This is a genomic window from Micromonospora sp. WMMD964, assembly GCF_029581455.1.
Taxonomy (GTDB): Bacteria; Actinomycetota; Actinomycetes; order Mycobacteriales; family Micromonosporaceae; genus Micromonospora.
On the sequence record NZ_CP120860.1, the window covers coordinates 3,559,702 to 3,579,362 of the forward strand.

The following is a 19,661-nucleotide window of genomic DNA, read 5'->3' on the forward strand; positions in this document are numbered from 1 at the left end:
GATGGCGGGTTTCGGTGAGCCGGGAGTCGAGGCGGTGGACGCCGCGGGCCTGACCGTCGGGGTCGTCGCCGCCCGCTGGCACGGCGAGCTGACCGACCACATGGTGGAGCGTGCGGTGGCCGCCGCCGAGGCGTGCGGGGCGCGATCCGTCGTCGCCCGCGTCGCCGGTTCGGTCGAGCTGCCGGTGGTCGCCCAGGCCCTCGCCCGCCGCTGCGACGTGGTGGTCGCCCTCGGCGTGGTGGTGCGCGGCGCCACCGCCCACTTCGACTACGTGTGCCGTTCGGTCACCGACGGTCTGACCCGGGTGGCGTTGGACGAGGGTAAGCCGGTGGCGCACGGGGTGCTCACCGTGGAGACCATCGAGCAGGCCCGGGACCGGGCCGGTCTGCCCGGCTCGGCGGAGGACAAGGGCTGGGCCGCCACCGTCGCCGCCCTCGATGCCGCATTGGCCGTCCGGACCGTGGCGGCGGGCAACGCCCAGCGGGTCGGCTTCGGCGGCTGACGCCTCCGCCGGCCCTCGCTCAGAGTCGACCGGCCTCGATGATCCGGCGCAGGAACTGCCGGGTCCGAGGCTGGGTCGGCTCGCCCAGCACCTGCTCGGGCGGGCCGCTCTCGACGACCCGACCCGCGTCGAGGAAGCACACCTGGTCGGCGACCTCCCGGGCGAAGCCCATCTCGTGGGTGGCCAGCACCATCGTCATCCCGTCGGCCTTCAGGTCGCGGATCATCGTCAGCACCTCGCCGACGAGTTCCGGGTCCAGCGCGGAGGTGACCTCGTCCAGCAGCATCAGCCGGGGCGAGTTGGCAAGGGCCCGCACGATCGCCACCCGCTGCTGCTGACCGCCGGAGAGCCGGTCCGGGTAGGCGTCCGCCTTCGCGCCGAGCCCGACCCGGTCGAGCAGCTCCCGGGCCTGGGCCTCCGCCTCCGCACGAGCCCGCCGGTGTACGCGGCGCGGCGCGAGCGTGATGTTCTCCAACACGCTCAGGTGCGGGAAGAGGTTGTACGCCTGGAAGACCATGCCGATCCGCCGACGGACCCGGTCGGCGTCCACCCGGGGATCGGAGATGTCCTCCCCGTCCAACTCGATGGTGCCGTCGTCGATCTCGTCCAGCAGGTTCACACACCGCAGCAGGGTGGACTTGCCGGACCCGGACGCGCCGATCAGCGCCACCACCTGATGCTCGTCGACGGTCAGGTCGAGCTGGTCGAGCACCACGTGGTCGGCGAACTCCTTGCGCAGACCCCGGCAGCGCAGCAGCGCCATGGTCAGCCTCCCGACTGTCGGCGGGCCGCCCGCAGCGTCACCCAGTCGGTGACCGCGATCAGCGGGATCGCGAGGAGCACGAAGAGCACCCCCGCCACGACGTACGGCGTGTAGTTGAACGTCTGTGCGGTGGCGATCTGCGCGGCGCGGACCGCGTCGATCGGCCCGGCGAGCGAGACCAGCCCGACGTCCTTCTGCAACGCCACCACGTCGTTGAGCAGCGGTGGCGCCACCCGGCGGACGGCCTGCGGCAGGACCACGTGCCGCATCGTCTGCCGGTAGGTCAGGCCCAGCGAGCGGGCCGCGGCGAGCTGGCTGGGGTGCACCGACTCGATGCCGGCCCGGAACACCTCGGCCAGGTAGCCGCCGTAGGTGAGGACCAACGCGAGCCCACCCAGCACCAGCACCGGTGGCATCCCCTGCAACCGCAGGCCGGGTACGCCGAGGGTGAGCAGGTACAGCACGATGATCAGCGGCAGGCCGCGGAACGTGTACGTGTAGCCGGCGGCCAGCGCCCGGACCGGGAAGAAGACCGGGCCGCGCACCGTCCGCAGCACCGCGATCACCAACCCGAGCAGCAGCGCACCAGCCGCACAGCAGACCAGCAGTCGGACGTTGAGCCACAGCCCGGTCACCACCGCCGGGAGCGCGTCCCGGGCGATCTCCGGGTCCAGGAACGACTGCCGGACCCGGTCCCAGCCGGGCGCCCCGGTCACCGCGACGACCAGCAGCGTGCCGAGCACCGCCGTGGACGAGGCCGCGACCAGCACGCTGAAGACGGTCTGCCGACGCCGGTACGCCGACCGCCTCCGCTGCGCCTGCGAGGGGACGTGATCCAGGAGGGTCACCGCAGCTCGGCCGCGCCCGCCACCTGCGCCAGCCACTTCTGCTCCAACTCCTTCAGCGTGCCCGCCGAGGCGAGCTGACCGACCGCGCCGCTCACGCAGGACGTCAGGGGTGAGTTCTTGTCCAGCAGCAACCCGAACGCCTCCGGCGTACCGACCTGCGGCACCTGCCCGACGATCACCGCGTCGGTGATCTCCGCGCCGGTGATGTAGAAGGCGGTCGGCAGGTCCACCACGAGACCGTCCAACTGCCCGTTCTGCAGGGCCTTCTTGGCGTCGTCGTTGCTGTTGTAGACCCGCGGCTCGACGCTCGGCTTGATCACGTCGGTGATCGCCTGGTAGCTGGTGGTGCCGACCTGGGCGCCGAGCCGCGCGTCGCGCAGATCGGCCAGCGACGCCTTGCCGGCGATCTTCGAGGACTTCAACGCGATGACGGTCTGCCGCACCAGGTAGTACGGCGCGGAGAAGTCGACCGCCTGCTTGCGCTCCTCGGTGATGGAGAACTGGTTGATGTCGAAGTCGAAGGTCTTCGGTCCGGGTGCGATCGCCGCGTCGAACTTGACCCGGGTCCAGGTGACGTCCGCGCGGGCGTAGCCGAGCTTCTCGGCCACCGCGTACGCGACAGCCGACTCGAAGCCCTCGCCGCTGTCCGGCTTGTCCTTCGAGAACCACGGCTCGTACGCGGGCTGGTCGGTGGCGATGGTCAGCTTGCCCGGCGTACGGGTGGGCAGGCTGTCCTTGACGCACGACGGCGCCGCGGTGACGACGGGGGTCGGGGTGTCGTCCTGTGGCGCGCATCCGGCGGCGGCGACCACGGCGGCACCGACGACGGTGAGCGCGAAAAGACGTGAGCTGCTAGCCATGGCGGACAGCGTAGAGCGTGACAGCCGTCGATCGACAATTCCCCCACCAGGTCGGTAGGGAATTGTCCCGCTGGCTGGGTGCCTGCGGACCCGGACGTGCGGTGCCGGTCGGCCGGCTGGAAGAATCCTTCCTCGTGAAGACGTTCGAGGAGTTGTTCGCCGAGCTGCAGGCCAAGGCCGCCGCCGGCACCCCGGGCTCGGGCACCGTCGCCGCCCTCGACAAGGGCGTGCACTTCATCGGCAAGAAGGTCGTCGAGGAGGCGGCCGAGTCGTGGATGGCCGCCGAGCACGAGGGGCCGGAGCGCACCGCCGAGGAGATCTCCCAACTGCTCTACCAGGTCCAGGTGCTGATGCTCGCCAGCGGTCTCGAGCTCAAGGACGTCTACCGACATCTGTGAGTGCCCTCACCCGTTGATCGTCATCCGGATCGAAGGAGCACTCCGTCATGCTGCGTGTCGCCATCCCCAACAAGGGCACCCTGGCCGAACCGGCCGCCCAGATGCTGCGCGAGGCGGGCTACCGCCAGCGCACCGACCCCAAGGACCTCGTCTGCCGGGACGCGGCCAACGACGTCGAATTCTTCTACCTGCGTCCCAAGGACATCGCCACCTACGTCGGCTCCGGTGACCTCGACCTCGGCATCACCGGCCGGGACCTGCTGATCGACTCGGCCGCGCCGGCCGAGGAGGTCGTCGACCTCGCCTTCGGGCGGGCCACCTTCCGCTTCGCCGCCCGCCCCGACGACATCGCCTCCGTGCAGGACCTGGGCGGCCACCGGATCGCCACCGCGTACCCGGGGCTGGTCGAGCGGCACCTGCGCGAGGCGGGGGTCAAGGCCGACGTGATCCGCCTCGACGGCGCGGTGGAGAACGCCGTACGCCTCGGGGTCGCCGACGTGATCGCGGACGTGGTGGAGACCGGCGCCACCCTGCGCCAGGCGGGCCTGGTCGTCTTCGGCGAACCGCTGCTGCGCTCCTCGGCGGTGCTGGTCCGACGCGCCGACGCGCCCGCGCACCCCCAGGCCGAGCAGTTGTTGCGCCGTCTGCACGGTGTGCTGGTCGCCCGCCGCTACGTGATGCTCGCCTACGACGTCCCGGCCGGTCTGCTGGACCGGGCCAGCGGGCTCACCCCGGGCATCGAGTCGCCCACCGTCTCGCCCCTGCACCGCGAGGGCTGGGTGGCGGTGCAGGCGATGGTGCTCCGCGACGACGTCCACCGGATCATGGACGAGCTGTACGAGCTTGGTGCCCGCGCCATCCTCGTCACCAACATCCACGCCTGCCGCCTCTGACGCCTACGCCTCGCGGCTGCCCGTCGGGCTGCGCGCCGTCTCGCCGTCGCGCCTGCCCGCCGCGCGCGCCGTCGGGCCTGCCCGCCGCACGCGCCGTCGGGCCTGCCCGCCGCGCGCGCCGTCGGGCCTGCCCGCCGCGCGCGCCGTCTCGCCTGCCCGCCGCACGCGCTGTCGCGCCTGCCCGCCTGCGCGTGTCGCGCCTCGCGTCTCGCGCCTGCCCCCTGCGCCTTGATCAACTCGGTTTCCCCGAAGTGGGGGTGTCCCGCTCGCCGCGACACCCCCATTTCGCCGAACCGGAGTGGATCTACTGCCGCGCGCCGGCCTCGGGTCCGGAGGGCTGGAAAACCACCCCGGGCGCGGCAAGAGCGCGCTCCAACCTTGATGTAGTGGCCTCCACGTCGAGCCGAGGCCACTACATCCTGGTTCGAGCATGATCTTGCGGTTGTGGTCCCGGAGGACGGCCGGTTCGAGCGTGACCTAACTGGTTGTCGTCCCGGACGGCGGCCGGCACGATCGCGATCTCGGGACCGTGCCGTTGACGCTGAGGTTTGAGGCGTTGGTCAGTGGGTGGTGCGTTTGAGGGGCCGGGTGCGGATGGCAGACTGGTGGGGTGAGTGAAACCGAGCTGGTCCGCCTGAAGCCCCGCCGCATCCGCGTGGTGTGTTGGTCGGCGGCGGTCGCGTTGGTGGTGGTGTTCGGTCTGGTCGCCACCTCGTTGACTGGGCCGACCGGCGACGGCTACGGCAGCTTCCAGCGCGGTGACCAGGTGGCCATGATCGGCCTGGGTGTCTTCGGTGCGCTGGGGTTCCTGCTGTTCACCCGTCCCCGGGTGGAGGCGGACGAGCGCGGCATCCGGGTGCGTAACGTGATCAGCTCCTACGAGCTGCCCTGGGAGGTCGTGCGGGGAGTCCGCTTCGATCGGGGTGCGCCGTGGGCCAGCCTGGAACTGCACGACGACGACCTGCTGCCCATGGTCGCCCTGCAGGCGGCCGACAAGGAGTTGGCTGTCGACGGTGTCCGCGCGCTGCGGCGACTGCACCAGGCTCACCAGGCCCGCCTCGCCGAACGCGCCGCCGGTCTCTGACGATCGCCGCGCCGGCCGGCCTGGGCGTTCGCCGCCAATCCCTGACCCCTGACCCCTGACCCCGCCCCGGACCGCAAGATCCGCACAACTTCGGTGAAACTGCTGCCTCCGGCATCGCTGAGGCAACAGTTTCACCGAAGGTGCGCAGATCATGGTGTGCGGAGCACCCGCGTGGCGCTCCCGCGCCCCCGCGCCGGGGGCGTGGTGCGCCGGAAGCGCAAGGGCCTCCGCGCATGGCTTGCCGGGGGACGGCCGCCCGGGTCTGACAGTGCTGCGGGGTCGTTCAGGTGGGCCGGGCCGGTGCCCCGGGTGTCCCGGTTTGGGGGTGGCCGGGACGTCGGTGTAGTGTTGTCGAGTCGACCAGGCTGTCTCCGCATGCGAGCAGGCAGCCTTGAAAGCGGAGCGCCTGCTCCCACCCGAGTCGCCGCTACGGTGGCCGGGTCCGGTCACCGGTTCCGGGCATGTCCCGGTCCCGGATGCGCGATCCTGTGATCGTGCCGACCGGTCGAGCGGGCCCTGGCATGCGCCGGGGCCTTCTGCTTTTCGGGTCGGTTCCCATCCGGGAGCCGCGGGGGTCGGCACCTGAGCAGAAACGACTCGAGGAGGCCCCATCAGCGTCGAACCACGCGTGAACGAGCAGATCCGGGCACGTGAGGTCCGACTGGTCGGCCCAGAGGGTGAGCAGGTGGGCATCGTCCCGCTGGAGCGCGCTCTTCAGCTGGCCGCGGACGTCGATCTGGACCTGGTCGAGGTTGCGCCGATGGCGCGCCCGCCGGTGTGCAAGCTCATGGACTTCGGCAAGTTCAAGTACGAGAGCGCACTGAAGGCGCGCGAAGCGCGGCGTAACCAGCAGCAGACCGTCATCAAGGAAATGAAGCTTCGGCCGAAGATCGACCCGCACGACTACGAGACCAAGAAGGGTCACGTGGTGCGGTTCCTCAAGGCGGGCGACAAGGTCAAGGTGACGATCATGTTCCGCGGTCGCGAGCAGAGTCGCCCGGAGCTGGGTTACCGGCTTCTGCGTCGGCTCGAATCCGAGATCACGGACCTGGGATACGTCGAGGCCGCTCCCAAGCAGGACGGCCGAAACATGATCATGGTTCTCGCTCCGCACCGGGCCGTCAAGGCTTCCGCGGTCGCCGCCACGGCGTCTCGCGGTGGCCCTCGGGACCGGGCCGCGGACGAGTCCGCCGCTCCGGCAGCCGATGACGCCGCGGCGGTCGGCGAGACCGCAGCAGCAGCCGGTGACACCGGCACCGCCGCCACCAGCGGCGAGTAACAGGGGAGAAGACGTTCCACATGCCGAAGATGAAGAGCCACACGGGTATGGGTAAGCGGGTCCGGGTGACCGGCAAGGGCAAGATCGTTGCCCAGCAGGCCGGCCTGCGCCACAACCTGGAGAAGAAGCCCTCCACCCAGACCCGCCGGCTGACCGGCACGGTCGTGCTGGCCAAGGCCGACGTCAAGCGCATCAAGAAGCTGCTCGGCCGCTGACGCGCGCCACCTTTACGTAAGAAGGAGTTGAGATGGCACGCGTCAAGCGGGCTGTGAACGCCCAGAAGAAGCGTCGTACCCTGCTGGAGACCGCGAGCGGTTACCGCGGTCAGCGCTCCCGGCTGTACCGCAAGGCCAAGGAGCAGGTGCTGCACTCGATGCAGTACTCCTACCGGGACCGTCGCGACCGCAAGGGCGACTTCCGGCAGCTGTGGATTCAGCGGATCAACGCGGGCGCCCGGGCGAACGGGATGACCTACAACCGTCTGATCCAGGGCCTGCGCCTGGCCGGTATCGAGGTCGACCGCAAGATCCTGGCCGACATGGCTGTCAACGACGCCGCTTCCTTCGCGGCGATCGTGGAGCTGGCCCGGGCCGCGGTCACGGCCGAGGGCACCGGCGGCGCGGCGGCTCAGGCCGCCTGATCCCCACGCACCAGAGCGAGGCGTCTCCCGTGTCGGCACCGCCGTCCGGGGGGCGCCTCGATCGTGCCGGAGGAGCGCACATCATGGCCTTCACCCCGCGTACCCCCAGGGTTGTCGCCGCCCGCCGGTTGCAACGCCGCCGGGACCGCGACGCCACCGGCCGGTTCCTGGCCGAGGGCCCGCAGGCGGTCCGCGAGGCCCTCGCGCGGCCGGGCGTGGTGACCGAGCTGTTCGGTACGCCCGCCGCGCTCGACCGGTACCCGGAGTTGGCCGCCACGGCGGCCCGCGCCGACGTGCCGGTCTCCGAGGCGACCGACGAGGCCCTCGCCGCGCTGGCCGAGACCGTCGCCCCGCAGGGGCTGGTCGCCGTCTGCCGGCACCTGGACGTGCCGTTGGAGCAGGCCCTCGCGGGCGGACCCCGACTGGTGGCGGTGCTGGCCGAGATCCGCGACCCGGGCAACGCCGGCACGGTGCTGCGGACCGCCGACGCGGCCGGGGCGGGCGCGGTGGTCTTCGCCGGCGACGCCGTCGACCCGTACAACGGTAAGTGTGTGCGGGCCTCGGCCGGCAGCCTGTTCCACGTCGACGTGGTCCGCGCGCCCGACCCGGTCGCGGTGGTCGACGCGCTGCGGGCCGCCGGGTTGTCGATCTTCGCCACCACCGGGTACGGCGACAGCGACCTCGACGACCTGACCGACTACGGCCGACTCGTCGGGCCCACCGCCTGGCTGTTCGGCTCGGAGGCGCACGGGCTGCCCGAGGAGTTGACGGCCGCGGCCGACGCCCGGGTGCGGGTTCCCCTGTACGGGCGCGCGGAGAGCCTCAACCTGGCTGCCGCGGCGGCCGTGTGCCTGTACGCTTCAGCGAGAGCACAGCGCTGACGGTGTCCACACACCCGGCGCGACCGAGAGCAGGGGAGAGCGTCCGTCCATGAACGCGCCACGGCGTTCGTTTAGCCAGCCCGCCGGTGTCGGCGGGCGGCGGGCCTGACCTGCTCCCTGCGCAACTCCTACCGGCGGGCTGCGGCACAGCCGCGCGTCCGTAGACTCGCTTCGCCGCCCCGATGAGGGCTGGCGCCGCCGTGAGGGAGTGCCCGTACGCCATGAGCTACCGCAACGATCCGTACGACCCGAAGCAGGTCGCCCTGCTCGACCCCGCCGCCCTGGCCGAGGCCGTCGCGGACGCCACGAAGGCGTTCGACGCCGCCGCCGACCCGGACGCGTTGACCGCGCTGCGCTCGGTGCACCTCGGTGACCGGTCCCCGGTCTCGTTGGCCCGCCGGGAGATCGGCGCGTTGCCACCGGCCGCGAAGTCCGACGCCGGCAAGCGGGTCAACGAGGCCCGCCGCGCCATCGAGTCCGCGTACGCCGAGCGCGCCCAGGTGGTGGAGCGCGAGCAGGCCGAGCGGGTGCTGGTCGAGGAGCGGGTGGACGTCACACTGCCCTACGACCGGCGTCCGCGCGGTGCCCGGCACCCGCTGAGCACGCTGATGGAGTCGATCAGCGACCTGTTCGTCGCGATGGGCTACGAGGTGGCCGAGGGGCCCGAGGTCGACCTGGAGTGGGTCAACTTCGACGCGTTGAACATCCCCGCCGACCACCCGGCGCGCGGGTTGATGGACACCTTCCACATCGCACCGGAGGGCTCCGGCCTGGTGCTGCGGACGCACACCTCGACGGTGCAGACCCGCACGATGCTCAGCCGTAAGCCGCCGATCTACGTGATCGTGCCCGGTCGCGTCTACCGCACCGACGAGATCGACGCCACGCACAGCCCGGTGTTCCACCAGGCCGAGGGTCTGGTGGTCGACAAGGGCATCACGATGGCGCACCTGCGGGGGACGCTCGACCACTTCGCCCGGGCGATGTTCGGGCCGGAGGCGAAGACCCGGTGGCGACCGCACTACTTCCCCTTCACCGAGCCGTCGGCGGAGTTCGACGTGTGGTTCCCGGAGCACCGCGACGGCCCGCAGTGGGTCGAGTGGGGTGGCTGCGGCATGGTCAACCCGCGGGTGCTGCGCGCCTGCGGCGTCGACCCGGAGGTCTACTCCGGATTCGCGTTCGGCATGGGCATCGACCGGACCCTGATGATCCGGCACGGGGTCAGCGACATCCGCCATCTCTTCGAGGGCGACGTGCGGTTCAGCCGCGCGCTCGGGACCGAGGCGTAGGCGATGCGGGTACGAGACACGGGAACGGTGGTCTGAAGTCATGCGAGTTTCTGTCAGTTGGCTGCGGGAGTACGTCGACCTCCCCGCCGACCTGCCCACCGGTGACCTGGAGCAGGCCCTGGTCGACCTCGGCATCGAGGTCGAGTCCGTCGTGGATCTGCGCGAGAGCGTCACCGGCCGGCTCGTCGTCGGTGAGGTACGCGAGATCGAAGAGCTGACCGGCTTCAAGAAGCCGATCCGGTTCTGCCGGGTGGACGTGGGTGACGCGAACGGCACCGGCGAGCCGCAGGAGATCGTCTGCGGGGCGCGGAACTTCGCCGTCGGTGACCGGGTGGTGGTGATCCTGCCCGGCGGTGTGCTGCCCGGCGGGTTCGCGATCGGCGCCCGGAAGACGTACGGGCACAACTCGGCGGGCATGATCTGCTCGGCGAAGGAGCTGGGCCTGGGCGACGACCACTCCGGCATCATCGTGCTGGGGCCGGACGTGGCGGCCAAGCCGGGCGACGACGCGCGCCCGGTGGTCGGTCTCGACGACGTCGTGCTCGACCTGGAGATCACCCCCGACCGGGGGTACGCGCTGAGCCTGCGCGGCCTGGCCCGGGAGCTGTCGCACGCGTTCGACGTGCCGCTGCGCGACCCGGCCCTGATGCCCGCGCCGCGCGGCACCGAGGAGCCCGCGTACCCGGTGGAGGTCCGCGACACGGTCGGCTGCGACCGATTCACCGCCCGTCTGGTCCGGGGCGTCGACCCGGGCGCGCCGACCCCGTCGTGGATGGCCCAGCGGCTCGTCACGGCCGGCATCCGCAGCATCTCGCTGCCCGTCGACATCACCAACTACGTGATGCTGGAGCTGGGCCAGCCGATGCACGCCTTCGACGCCGACCGGATCGTCGGGTCGCTGGTGGTCCGCCGAGCCGAGGCGGGGGAGAAGCTGACCACCCTGGACGGCGTCAACCGGGTGCTCACCGCCGACGACATGGTCATCTGCGACGCTGGGCTGTCCAACGCCCTCGGGGGCGGGGGCGACGGCGTCCCGATCTCCCTCGCCGCGGTGATGGGTGGTGAGACCAGCGAGGTCGTCACCGGGACCACCACCAACGTGCTCTTCGAGGCGGCGCACTGGGACCCGGCGATGGTCGGGCGCACCGCCCGTCGGCACAAGCTGTTCAGCGAGGCCGCGAAGCGCTGGGAGCGGGGCGTCGACCCGGCCGTGGCGCTCGTCGCGTTGGAGCGTGCCGTGGGCCTGCTGACCGAGCACGGCGGCGGCACGCCGAGCGCGGAGATCCTGGACATCGACCACATCCGGCCGCGTACCCCGATCAGCCTGCCTGCGGACCTGCCGACCCGGCGGGTCGGCGTCGAGTACCCGCCGGCGCGGGTGGTCGCGCTGCTGGAGCGGGTCGGCTGCACCGTCGCGCAGGGCGCGGACCGGTTGTCCGAGGACCCGGGCACGGTCGGTGTGGCCAGCGGCGTGGGGACGGTGCTGAGCGTCACCCCGCCGACCTGGCGGCCCGACCTGACCGACCCGGCGGACCTGGTCGAGGAGGTGGTCCGCCTCGACGGGTACGACAAGGTGCCGTCGGTGCTGCCGAGCGCGCCCCCCGGTCGTGGTCTGACCCCACGGCAGCGTCGCCGCCGGGCGGTCGCCGACTCGCTGGCGGAGCGGGGGTACGTGGCGGTGCTCGCGCACCCGTTCGTGTCGCCGGAGCTGGCCGACCAGCTCGGCCTGCCGGCCGACGACGCGCGTCGGCCCGCGGTGCGGCTGGCCAACCCGTTGTCCGAGGAGGAGCCGCTGCTGCGCACCACACTGCTCGGCCCGCTGCTCGGGGTCCTCAAGCGCAACCTCGGCCGGGGCCAGCGTGACCTCGCCCTGTACGAGATCGGCGCGGTCTTCCACCCGCGTGTCGGTGCGGGCAGCCCGCCGGCGATGGGCGTGGACCGGCGTCCCAGCGACGCGGAGTTCGCCGCCGCCGACGCGGTGGTCCCGGCGCAGCCGGTGCACGTCGCGGCGGTGCTCTCCGGCGACATCGACCCGGCCGGCTGGTGGGGTGCCGGTCGACCGGCCGGCTGGGCGGACGCCATCGAGGCGGCCCGGGACGTGCTGGACGCCGCCGGTGTGCCCGGCGAACAGGTCGAGGTCCGCGCGGCCGAGTACGCGCCGTGGCACCCGGGCCGCTGCGCCGAGCTGCTTGTCGACGGCACTGTCGTCGGGCACGCCGGTGAGCTGCACCCGGTGGTCGTCGGGGCGTTGGAGCTGCCCCGTCGCACCTGCGCGATGGAGTTGAACCTGGACGCGTTGCCGCCGAGTCCGGTGACGCCCGCGCCGTCGGTCTCCGGCTTCCCGCCCGCCCTCATCGACGTGGCGTTGGTGGTGGACGAGTCGGTGCCGGCGGAGCAGGTGCGCCGGGCGCTGGAGGCGGGCGCCGGTGAGCTGCTGGAGGACGTGCGGCTGTTCGACGTCTACTCCGGCGCGCAGCTCGGTGCCGGTCGCCGGTCGCTGGCGTACAAGCTGACGTTCCGGGCACCGGACCGCACGCTGACCGTCGAGGAGGCGGTCGCGGCGCGGGACGCGGCGGTCGCCGTCGCCACGGAGCGCCTCGGCGCCACCCTGCGCGGCGCGTAGGGCCAGCCAAGTCGATCATGGAGTTGTGGTGCCTGGCTCGGTGTTACACGGGGGGCTTTGTCACCCACCACACCTCCATGATCGACGAGGCGGGTGCAGCTGACCCTATTCATTAGCATGCAGCGGGTTGCATGAACTTGCACTCGTGTGTCACCCCTGTTAATCTTCGCTGCATATTCATGCGGAGGTGAGTATGGGGATTCGAGTCGCGGTCGCCGGTGCGAGCGGCTACGCCGGGGGCGAGTTGCTCCGCCTGGTCGTCGGGCACCCGGAGTTCGAGTTGGTCGCCGCCACCGCACACAGCCAGGCCGGGCACCGCGTCGACGCCGTGCACCCCCAGCTGACCGGGCTCGACCTGGTGTTCGGCGCGACCGACCCGACCAGCCTGGCCGACGCCGACCTGGTCTTCCTGGCCCTGCCGCACGGTGAGTCGGCGGCCCTCGCCGCGCAGTTGCCGGCCGAGGTGCGCGTCGTCGACCTCGGTGCCGACCACCGACTGGCCGACCCGTACGCCTGGGCGCAGTACTACGGCGGCACCCACGCCGGGCAGTGGACCTACGGCCTGCCCGAGCTGCCCGGTCAGCGGGAGCTGATCGCCGGCTCGACCCGGGTGGCCAACACCGGCTGCTACGCCGCCGCGATCACCCTGGCGCTCGCGCCGCTGATCGCCGACGGTGCGGCCGACCCGGCCGACGTGGTGGTGGTCGCCGCCTCCGGCACCTCCGGGGCGGGCCGCGCGGCCAAGGCGCACCTGCTGGCCAGCGAGGTCATGGGCGACCTGTCGCCGTACCGGGTCGGCACCCACCAGCACGTTCCGGAGATCAAGCAGGCGACCGGGGCTACCGGCCTGTCGTTCACCCCGGTCCTGGCGCCGATGCCGCGCGGCATCCTGGCCACGGTCACGGCGGTGCCGGCGCGCGGCGTCGACCCGCAGGAGGTGCTGACGCGGGCGTACGCGGACGCGCCGTTCGTGCACGTGCTGCCGGAGGGTCGCTGGCCGCACACGGCGGCCACGATGGGCTCCAACTCGTGTCACCTGCAGGCCACCGTCGACGTCGACTCGGGGCGGCTGATCGTGCTCAGCGCGCTGGACAACCTGGGCAAGGGCGCCGCCGGTCAGGCAGTGCAGAACGCCAACCTCATGCTCGGCCTGCCGGAGACGACGGGCCTGTCGATCTGGGGAGTCAGCCCGTGAGCGCGACGAGTGCGGCGCGGCGGAGCCCCGCAGTCGCGAACGAAAGGCAGGCGCCGTGAGTGTCACCACCCCTCGGGGGTTCCGGGCGGCCGGGGTGGCCGCCGGGCTCAAGGCCAGCGGCGGCGCGGACGTCGCCCTGGTGGTCAACGACGGCCCGGACGCCGGTGTCGCCGGTGTCTTCACCACCAACCGGGTCAAGGCCGCGCCGGTGCTCTGGAGCCAGCAGGTCGTGCAGGGCGGTGTGGTCCGCGCGGTGGTGCTCAACTCCGGCGGTGCCAACGCCTGCACCGGCCCGGGCGGTTTCCAGGACACCCATGCCACCGCCGAGCACGCCGCCGCCGAGTTGACCTCGGTGAGCCCGCGGCTGATCCTCGGTGCCGGTGAGGTAGCGGTCTGCTCGACGGGCCTGATCGGTGAGCGGCTGCCGATGCCCAAGCTGCTGCCCGGCGTCCGGTCGGCGATCAGGAGCTTGTCCCGCGACGGTGGCGGGGCCGCCGCCGAGGCCATCATGACCACGGACACCCGGCCGAAGACCACAGTGGCCCGGGGCAGCGGCTGGACGGTCGGCGGCATGGCCAAGGGCTCCGGGATGCTCGCTCCCGGGATGGCGACCATGCTCTGCGTGCTCACCACCGACGCGGTGGCCGGGCCGGCGGTGCTGGACGAGGCGCTGCGCGCGGCGACCCGGGTCACCTTCGACCGGGTCGACTCCGACGGCTGCATGTCCACGAACGACACGGTGTTGCTGTTGGCCAGCGGTGCGAGCGGCATCGAGCCGACGGTGGCCGAGTTGACCGCTGTGGTCACCGCGGCCTGTCACGACCTGGCCCAGCAGTTGGTGGCCGACGCCGAGGGCGCCACCAAGGAGGTCGCCATCGAGGTGGTGAACGCCGCCGACGAGGACGACGCGGTCGAGGTGGGCCGTACGGTGGCCCGCAACAACCTGGTCAAGACCGCGCTGTTCGGCAACGACCCGAACTGGGGTCGGATCCTCGCCGCCGTCGGCACCACCCGGGCCGCCTTCGATGCGGACGAGGTGGACGTGGCGGTCAACGGGGTGTGGGTGTGTCGGGGCGGTGCGGGCGCCGAGGACCGTTCGAAGGTGGACCTGACCGGGCGGGGCGTGACCATCCGGATCGACCTGCACGCGGGTACGGCGGCGGCGACGATCTGGACCAACGACCTGTCCCACGCGTACGTGCACGAGAACTCGGCGTACTCGACGTGAGCGCGAGGAACGCAGCGGAGCGGAGTCCCGCAGTCGCGAACGAAAGGCCGGCGCGGTGAGCCTGACCACCGATCTCGCCCGGGCCCAGGTCAAGGCGGAGACCCTGATCGAGGCGTTGCCCTGGCTGGCGCGTTTCTCCGGTTCCACTGTCGTGGTCAAGTACGGCGGCAACGCGATGACCGATCCGGAGTTGCAGCGGGCGTTCGCGGCGGACATGGTCTTCCTGCGGTACGCCGGTCTGAAGCCGGTGGTGGTGCACGGCGGCGGCCCGCAGATCTCCGCGATGTTGGGTCGGCTCGGCATCGCCAGTGAGTTCCGGGGTGGCCTGCGGGTGACCACCGCCGAGGCGATGGACGTGGTCCGGATGGTGCTGGTCGGGCAGGTGGGCCGCGAGCTGGTCGGTCTGATCAACTCGCACGGCCCGTACGCCGTCGGCCTGTCCGGTGAGGACGCCCGGCTGTTCACCGCGGTGCGCCGCCCGGCGTACGTGGACGGGTTGCCGGTCGACGTCGGTCAGGTCGGGGACGTCGAGTCGGTCGACGTGTCGGCGGTGACGGACCTGATCGAGGCCGGTCGGATTCCGGTGATCTCCACGGTGGCGCCGGACGTCGACGGGGTGCTGCACAACCTCAACGCGGACACCGCCGCCGCGGCGCTGGCGATCGCGTTGCGGGCTCGCAAGCTGGTCGTGCTCACCGACGTGGCCGGCCTGTACGCGGACTGGCCGGACACCACCAGCCTGGTCTCCGAGATCACCGCGGACGACCTGGCCAAGCTGCTACCGGGTCTGGAGTCGGGGATGGTGCCGAAGATGGAGGCCTGTCTGCGGGCGGTGCGTGGGGGAGTGCCCGCCGCGCACGTCGTCGACGGTCGGGTGGCGCACTCCACGTTGTTGGAGGTGTTCACCTCGGAAGGGTTCGGGACGATGGTGGTGCCGGGAGACGGGATGGTCGTGTCGTGAGCACGTTGGCGCAGCGCTGGAAGCAGTCCATGATGGACAATTACGGCACGCCGCCACTGGCGCTGGTCTCCGGCGCCGGTGCCGTCGTGGTCGACGACTCCGGCCGGGAATACCTCGACCTGGTCGGCGGCATCGCGGTGAACGCCCTCGGGCACGCCCATCCGGCCGTGGTCGCGGCGGTGTCGAAGCAGGTCGCGACCCTCGGGCACGTCTCCAACCTCTACGTCGCCGAGCCGCCGGTGGCCTTGGCCGAGCTGTTGTTGGCGCTCGCCGGTCGACCGGGCCGGGTCTTCTTCGCCAACTCGGGCGCGGAGGCCAACGAGGCGGCGTTCAAGCTCTCCCGGCGTACCGGTCGCACGCACGTGGTGGCCACCAGGGGCGGCTTCCACGGCCGCACCATGGGTGCGCTCGCGTTGACCGGTCAGCCGGCCAAGGCCGACCCGTTCCGGCCGTTGCCCGGCGAGGTGACCCACGTCGACTACGGCGACGTCGCCGCCTTGGAGGAGGCCGTCTCCGACGCCACCGCGATGCTGATCGTGGAGCCGATCCAGGGTGAGAACGGTGTGGTCGTCCCGCCGGCCGGTTACCTCGCGGCGGCCCGGCGGATCACCGCCCGGCACGGGGCGTTGCTGGTCCTCGACGAGGTGCAGACCGGCATCGGCCGTACCGGGCACTGGTTCGCGCACCAGGCCGACGGCGTGGAGCCGGACGTCGTCACCCTGGCCAAGGGTCTGGGCGGCGGGTTGCCGATCGGCGCCACGCTGGCCTTCGGCCCGGCCGCCGACCTGCTCACCCCCGGCTCGCACGGCACCACCTTCGGCGGCAACCCGGTCAGCTGCGCGGCGGCGCTCGCCGTGGTGGCGACCATCGCCAACGAGGGGCTGCTCGACAACGTCAAGCGGGTCGGTGAGCGGCTGCGCCGGGGCATCGAGGCGCTGGGCCACCCGCTGATCGCCGACGTACGCGGCGCGGGGCTGCTGCTCGGCGTGGCGCTCACCGCGCCGGTGGCGTCGGTGCTCGCCGACGCCCTGCGGGAGGCCGGTTTCCTGGTGAACCCGGTGCAGCCGGGTGTGCTCCGGCTGGTCCCGCCCCTGATCCTCACCGCCGCCCAGGCCGACGCGTTCGTCGCCGCGCTGCCCGCCGCGCTGGACGTGACGGCCCCGGCGGCCGCGGGCGCGGCACTCGAACCGACCACGCCGACCACCACGACAGGGACGACTCGATGACCCGGCACTTCCTGCGCGACGACGACCTTTCGCCCGCCGAGCAGTCAGCGGTCCTCGACCTGGCGGAGCGGATGAAGGCGGACCGGTTCGGTCACCGGCCGCTGGTCGGCCCCCGTTCGGTGGCGGTCCTCTTCGACAAGCAGAGCCTGCGGACCCGGATCTCGTTCGACGCCGGGATCGCCGAGCTGGGTGGGCACCCGCTCGTCGTGGACACGCAGGTCACCCACTTCGGTCGGGGTGAGTCGCTCGCCGACGCGGGGCGTGTGCTGTCCCGCTACGTCGCGGCCATCGTGCTGCGCACCCACGGCGACGACCGGATCGCCGAGGTGGCGGCGGGGGCGAGCGTGCCGGTGGTGAACGCGCTCACCGACGGCTTCCACCCGTGTCAGCTGCTGGCCGACCTGCTCACCGTCCGGGAGCGGTGCGGCGGCACGGCCGGGCGCACCCTGGCGTACGTGGGAGACGGCGCGAACAACATGGCGCAGTCGTACCTGCTGGCCGGGGCGACGGCCGGGATGCACGTCCGGGTCGCCGGGCCGGAGGGTTTCGCGCCCGATCCGTCCGTGGTGGACCGAGCGGCCCGGATCGCCGCCGAGACCGGCGGGTCGGTGCGGGTGCTGACCGACCCGGCGCAGGCGGCACGCGACGCCGACGTGCTCGCCACCGACACCTGGACCTCGATGGGTCAGGAGTCCGACGGGCTGGACCGGATCACGCCGTTCCTGCCGTACCAGGTCAACAAGGAGTTGCTCGGTCAGGCCGCACCGGACGCGATCGTGCTGCACTGCCTGCCCGCGCACCGCGGCGAGGAGATCACCGACGAGGTGCTCGACGGTCCACAGAGCGCGGTCTTCGACCAGGCGGAGAACCGGCTGCACGCGCAGAAGGCGTTGCTGACGTTCCTGCTGGACGCCACGCCCGGGGAGTCCCGATGACCGCCCCGTTGACCCGCGCGGCCCGGCACGCCCGGATCGTGGAGCTGATCCGCGACAAGGCCATCCGGTCGCAGACCGAGCTGGCCGACCTGCTCGCCGCCGACGGTGTCGGGGTCACTCAGGCCACCCTCTCGCGGGACCTCGAGGAGTTGGGCGCGGTCAAGGTTCGCGGGGGTGACGGACCGGCCGTCTACCTGATCCCCGAGGACGGTAAGCGGCCGTTGCGCGACGCCGAGGCCGCGCCGGCCCGGTTGATGCGGTTGCTGCACGAGCTGCTCAACGGCGTCGACTCCAGCGGCAACATCGCCGTGTTGCGGACCCCGCCGGGCGCGGCCCAGTATCTGGCCAGCGCGTTGGACCGGGCGGGCCTGCCGGAGGTCGTCGGCACCATCGCCGGCGACGACACCATCCTCGTCGTGGCCCGTGAGGCCGTCGGTGGGGCCGCGCTCGGCGAGAAGCTCGCCGGCTGGGCCCGGCGCGACGACACCGTCGAGGGGACCACCACGTCATGATCCAGCGAGCGCCGCGAGTGCGCCCCGCAGTCGCGAGCGAAAGGCAAGCCGAGAAATGATGGGCGACGTGGACGACAAGAGCCTGACCGAGAACAGCGCAGCCACCAACCGGACGAGCCTGTGGGGTGGCCGGTTCGCCGGCGGTCCCGCCGAGGCGCTCGCCCGACTGTCGGTGAGCGTGCAGTTCGACTGGCGCCTGGCCCCGTACGACATCGCCGGTTCCCGGGCGCACGCCCGGGTCCTCGCCGGCGCCGGCCTGCTCGACCCGGAGGAACTGGGTCGGATCCTGGCCGCGTTGGACGACCTGGAGGCCGCGTGCGCCTCCGGGGCGTTCCGGCCGACGATCGACGACGAGGACGTGCACACCGCGTTGGAGCGCGGCCTGCTGGAGCGCCTCGGCAGCCTCGGCGGCAAGCTGCGCGCCGGCCGGTCCCGCAACGACCAGGTCGCCACCGACCTGCGGCTCTACCTGCGCGACCACGCGCGGGGCGTGGCCAGTCGCCTGGTCGAGCTGGCCGAGGCGTTGGTCGAGCAGGCCGAGCGGCACATCGACACCGCCGCGCCCGGCATGACCCATCTCCAGCACGCCCAGCCGGTCACCTTCGGGCACTGGTTGCTCGCCCACGTGCAGCCGTTGCTGCGGGACCTGGAGCGGCTGCGCGACTGGGACCACCGGGCGGCCGTCAGCCCGCTCGGCGCGGGCGCCCTCGCCGGTTCCGGGTTGCCCCTGGACCCGGTGGCGGTGGCCAAGGAACTGGGCTTCCGTACGTCGTTCGCCAACTCGATGGACGCGGTCGCCGACCGGGACTTCGTCGCCGAGTTCCTCTTCACCACCGCGATGATCGGGGTGCACCTGTCCCGGCTCGGCGAGGAGGTGGTGCTCTGGACGTCGCACGAGTTCGGCTGGGTGGAGCTGGACGACTCGTTCGCCACCGGTTCGTCGATCATGCCGCAGAAGAAGAACGCGGACATCGCGGAGCTGGCTCGGGGCAAGTCCGGGCGGCTGGTCGGTGGCCTGGTGACCGTCCTGACCATGCTCAAGGGCCTGCCGATGACCTACGACCGGGACATGCAGGAGGACAAGGAGCCGGCCTTCGACGCCGTCGACACCCTGGAGCTGCTGCTGCCCGCCCTGGCGGGGATGATCTCCACGATGTCGGTCCGGGTGGACCGCCTCGTCGCCGCCGCCCCGGTCGGGTTCTCCCTGGCCACCGAGGTCGCCGACTGGCTGGTCCGGCGCAACGTGCCGTTCCGTGACGCGCACGAGATCACCGGCCGGTTGGTGGCGCTCTGCGCGGCCCGCGAGTGCGAGCTGGAGGACGTCTCCGACGAGGACCTGGCCGCGATCAGCAGGCACCTCGACCCGTCGGTGCGCGACGTGCTCTCGGTCCGTTCGGCCCTGGCGGCCCGCACCACCCCGGGCTCGACCGGCCCCGGCCCGGTCGCCGACCAGCTCGCCGCCGCCGCCGACCGGCTGGCCGGCTGGCGGGAGTGGGCCACCGAGTCGGTCGTACCGCGCTGACCTCGCCGCGGCGTCGGCGTGT

The 19,661-nt window shown here is 72.3% G+C and carries 20 protein-coding genes; 17 read left to right on the forward strand and 3 right to left on the reverse strand.

The genetic code is table 11. The features are described 5' to 3' along the window. The first annotated feature begins 1 nt into the window (after position 1). Positions 2-502, forward strand: coding sequence for a 6,7-dimethyl-8-ribityllumazine synthase (gene ribH / locus O7616_RS16505; protein ID WP_282264595.1), 501 nt, complete (start codon positions 2-4; stop codon positions 500-502). A gap of 19 nt (positions 503-521) precedes the next feature. Here ribH and O7616_RS16510 read toward each other — a convergent pair whose 3' ends face one another. The 3 genes from O7616_RS16510 to O7616_RS16520 are packed head-to-tail and all read right to left on the reverse strand — an operon-like array spanning position 522 to position 2,973. Continuing rightward, the gene (locus O7616_RS16510; protein WP_282260826.1) at positions 522-1,265 is read right to left on the reverse strand and encodes an amino acid ABC transporter ATP-binding protein; all 744 of its coding nucleotides are present in this window, start codon (positions 1,263-1,265) and stop codon (positions 522-524) included. A 2-nt stretch (positions 1,266-1,267) separates the two neighbouring features. Further along, positions 1,268-2,113, reverse strand: a complete 846-nt coding sequence (locus O7616_RS16515; RefSeq protein ID WP_282302794.1) for an amino acid ABC transporter permease — start codon at positions 2,111-2,113, stop codon at positions 1,268-1,270. Beyond that, positions 2,110-2,973: an ABC transporter substrate-binding protein gene (locus O7616_RS16520; RefSeq protein WP_282302795.1), complete on the reverse strand. Its 864-nt coding sequence runs from the start codon at positions 2,971-2,973 to the stop codon at positions 2,110-2,112. The genes O7616_RS16515 and O7616_RS16520 overlap by 4 nt, the downstream gene beginning before the upstream one ends. Before the next feature lie 134 nt (positions 2,974-3,107). Between O7616_RS16520 and O7616_RS16525 the strand changes: the two genes are divergently transcribed. The 16 genes from O7616_RS16525 (at position 3,108) to argH (ending at position 19,639) form a co-directional block, all read left to right on the forward strand. Further along, positions 3,108-3,371, forward strand: a complete 264-nt coding sequence (locus O7616_RS16525) for a phosphoribosyl-ATP diphosphatase (RefSeq protein ID WP_030335709.1) — start codon at positions 3,108-3,110, stop codon at positions 3,369-3,371. Positions 3,372-3,418: 47 nt separating this feature from the next. Beyond that, positions 3,419-4,264, forward strand: coding sequence for an ATP phosphoribosyltransferase (hisG, locus tag O7616_RS16530; RefSeq protein WP_282302796.1), 846 nt, complete (start codon positions 3,419-3,421; stop codon positions 4,262-4,264). A 610-nt stretch (positions 4,265-4,874) separates the two neighbouring features. Further along, positions 4,875-5,348 carry a PH domain-containing protein gene (locus O7616_RS16535; protein ID WP_282302797.1) on the forward strand — a complete coding sequence of 158 codons (474 nt, stop codon included), beginning with the start codon at positions 4,875-4,877 and terminating at the stop codon, positions 5,346-5,348. A 628-nt stretch (positions 5,349-5,976) separates the two neighbouring features. Then, positions 5,977-6,627 carry a translation initiation factor IF-3 gene (gene infC / locus O7616_RS16540; protein WP_282260818.1) on the forward strand — a complete coding sequence of 217 codons (651 nt, stop codon included), beginning with the start codon at positions 5,977-5,979 and terminating at the stop codon, positions 6,625-6,627. 20 nt (positions 6,628-6,647) lie between these two features. Further along, positions 6,648-6,842: a 50S ribosomal protein L35 gene (gene rpmI / locus O7616_RS16545; protein WP_030488428.1), complete on the forward strand. Its 195-nt coding sequence runs from the start codon at positions 6,648-6,650 to the stop codon at positions 6,840-6,842. Positions 6,843-6,874: 32 nt separating this feature from the next. Then, complete coding sequence (gene rplT, locus O7616_RS16550; protein WP_088990288.1) at positions 6,875-7,267, forward strand: 50S ribosomal protein L20; 393 nt, start codon at positions 6,875-6,877, stop codon at positions 7,265-7,267. Between the two features lie 83 nt (positions 7,268-7,350). Beyond that, entirely contained in the window at positions 7,351-8,148 is a 798-nt protein-coding gene (locus tag O7616_RS16555) for an RNA methyltransferase (protein ID WP_282302798.1), read from the forward strand. 221 nt (positions 8,149-8,369) lie between these two features. Next, the gene (gene pheS, locus O7616_RS16560) at positions 8,370-9,437 is read left to right on the forward strand and encodes a phenylalanine--tRNA ligase subunit alpha (RefSeq protein ID WP_282302799.1); all 1,068 of its coding nucleotides are present in this window, start codon (positions 8,370-8,372) and stop codon (positions 9,435-9,437) included. Between the two features lie 40 nt (positions 9,438-9,477). Beyond that, on the forward strand, positions 9,478-12,060 hold the full coding sequence (gene pheT / locus O7616_RS16565) for a phenylalanine--tRNA ligase subunit beta (protein ID WP_282302800.1): 2,583 nt from the start codon (positions 9,478-9,480) through the stop codon (positions 12,058-12,060). A 193-nt stretch (positions 12,061-12,253) separates the two neighbouring features. Beyond that, positions 12,254-13,255 (forward strand): N-acetyl-gamma-glutamyl-phosphate reductase, encoded by a 1,002-nt coding sequence (argC, locus tag O7616_RS16570; protein WP_282302801.1) that lies wholly within the window; start codon positions 12,254-12,256, stop codon positions 13,253-13,255. A 55-nt stretch (positions 13,256-13,310) separates the two neighbouring features. Further along, a complete protein-coding gene (gene argJ, locus O7616_RS16575) occupies positions 13,311-14,483 on the forward strand; it encodes a bifunctional glutamate N-acetyltransferase/amino-acid acetyltransferase ArgJ (protein WP_282302802.1) in 1,173 nt (390 codons plus the stop codon). Positions 14,484-14,538: 55 nt separating this feature from the next. Next, complete coding sequence (gene argB / locus O7616_RS16580) at positions 14,539-15,444, forward strand: acetylglutamate kinase (RefSeq protein WP_282302803.1); 906 nt, start codon at positions 14,539-14,541, stop codon at positions 15,442-15,444. Next, entirely contained in the window at positions 15,441-16,670 is a 1,230-nt protein-coding gene (locus O7616_RS16585) for an acetylornithine transaminase (protein WP_282302804.1), read from the forward strand. The genes argB and O7616_RS16585 overlap by 4 nt, the downstream gene beginning before the upstream one ends. Continuing rightward, complete coding sequence (gene argF, locus O7616_RS16590) at positions 16,667-17,605, forward strand: ornithine carbamoyltransferase (protein ID WP_282302805.1); 939 nt, start codon at positions 16,667-16,669, stop codon at positions 17,603-17,605. Before O7616_RS16585 ends, argF begins: the two co-directional genes overlap by 4 nt. Then, positions 17,602-18,117, forward strand: a complete 516-nt coding sequence (locus O7616_RS16595; RefSeq protein WP_282260803.1) for an arginine repressor — start codon at positions 17,602-17,604, stop codon at positions 18,115-18,117. Before argF ends, O7616_RS16595 begins: the two co-directional genes overlap by 4 nt. 58 nt (positions 18,118-18,175) lie before the next feature. Continuing rightward, positions 18,176-19,639 carry an argininosuccinate lyase gene (argH, locus tag O7616_RS16600; protein WP_282302806.1) on the forward strand — a complete coding sequence of 488 codons (1,464 nt, stop codon included), beginning with the start codon at positions 18,176-18,178 and terminating at the stop codon, positions 19,637-19,639. The last annotated feature ends 22 nt before the right edge of the window (positions 19,640-19,661 follow it).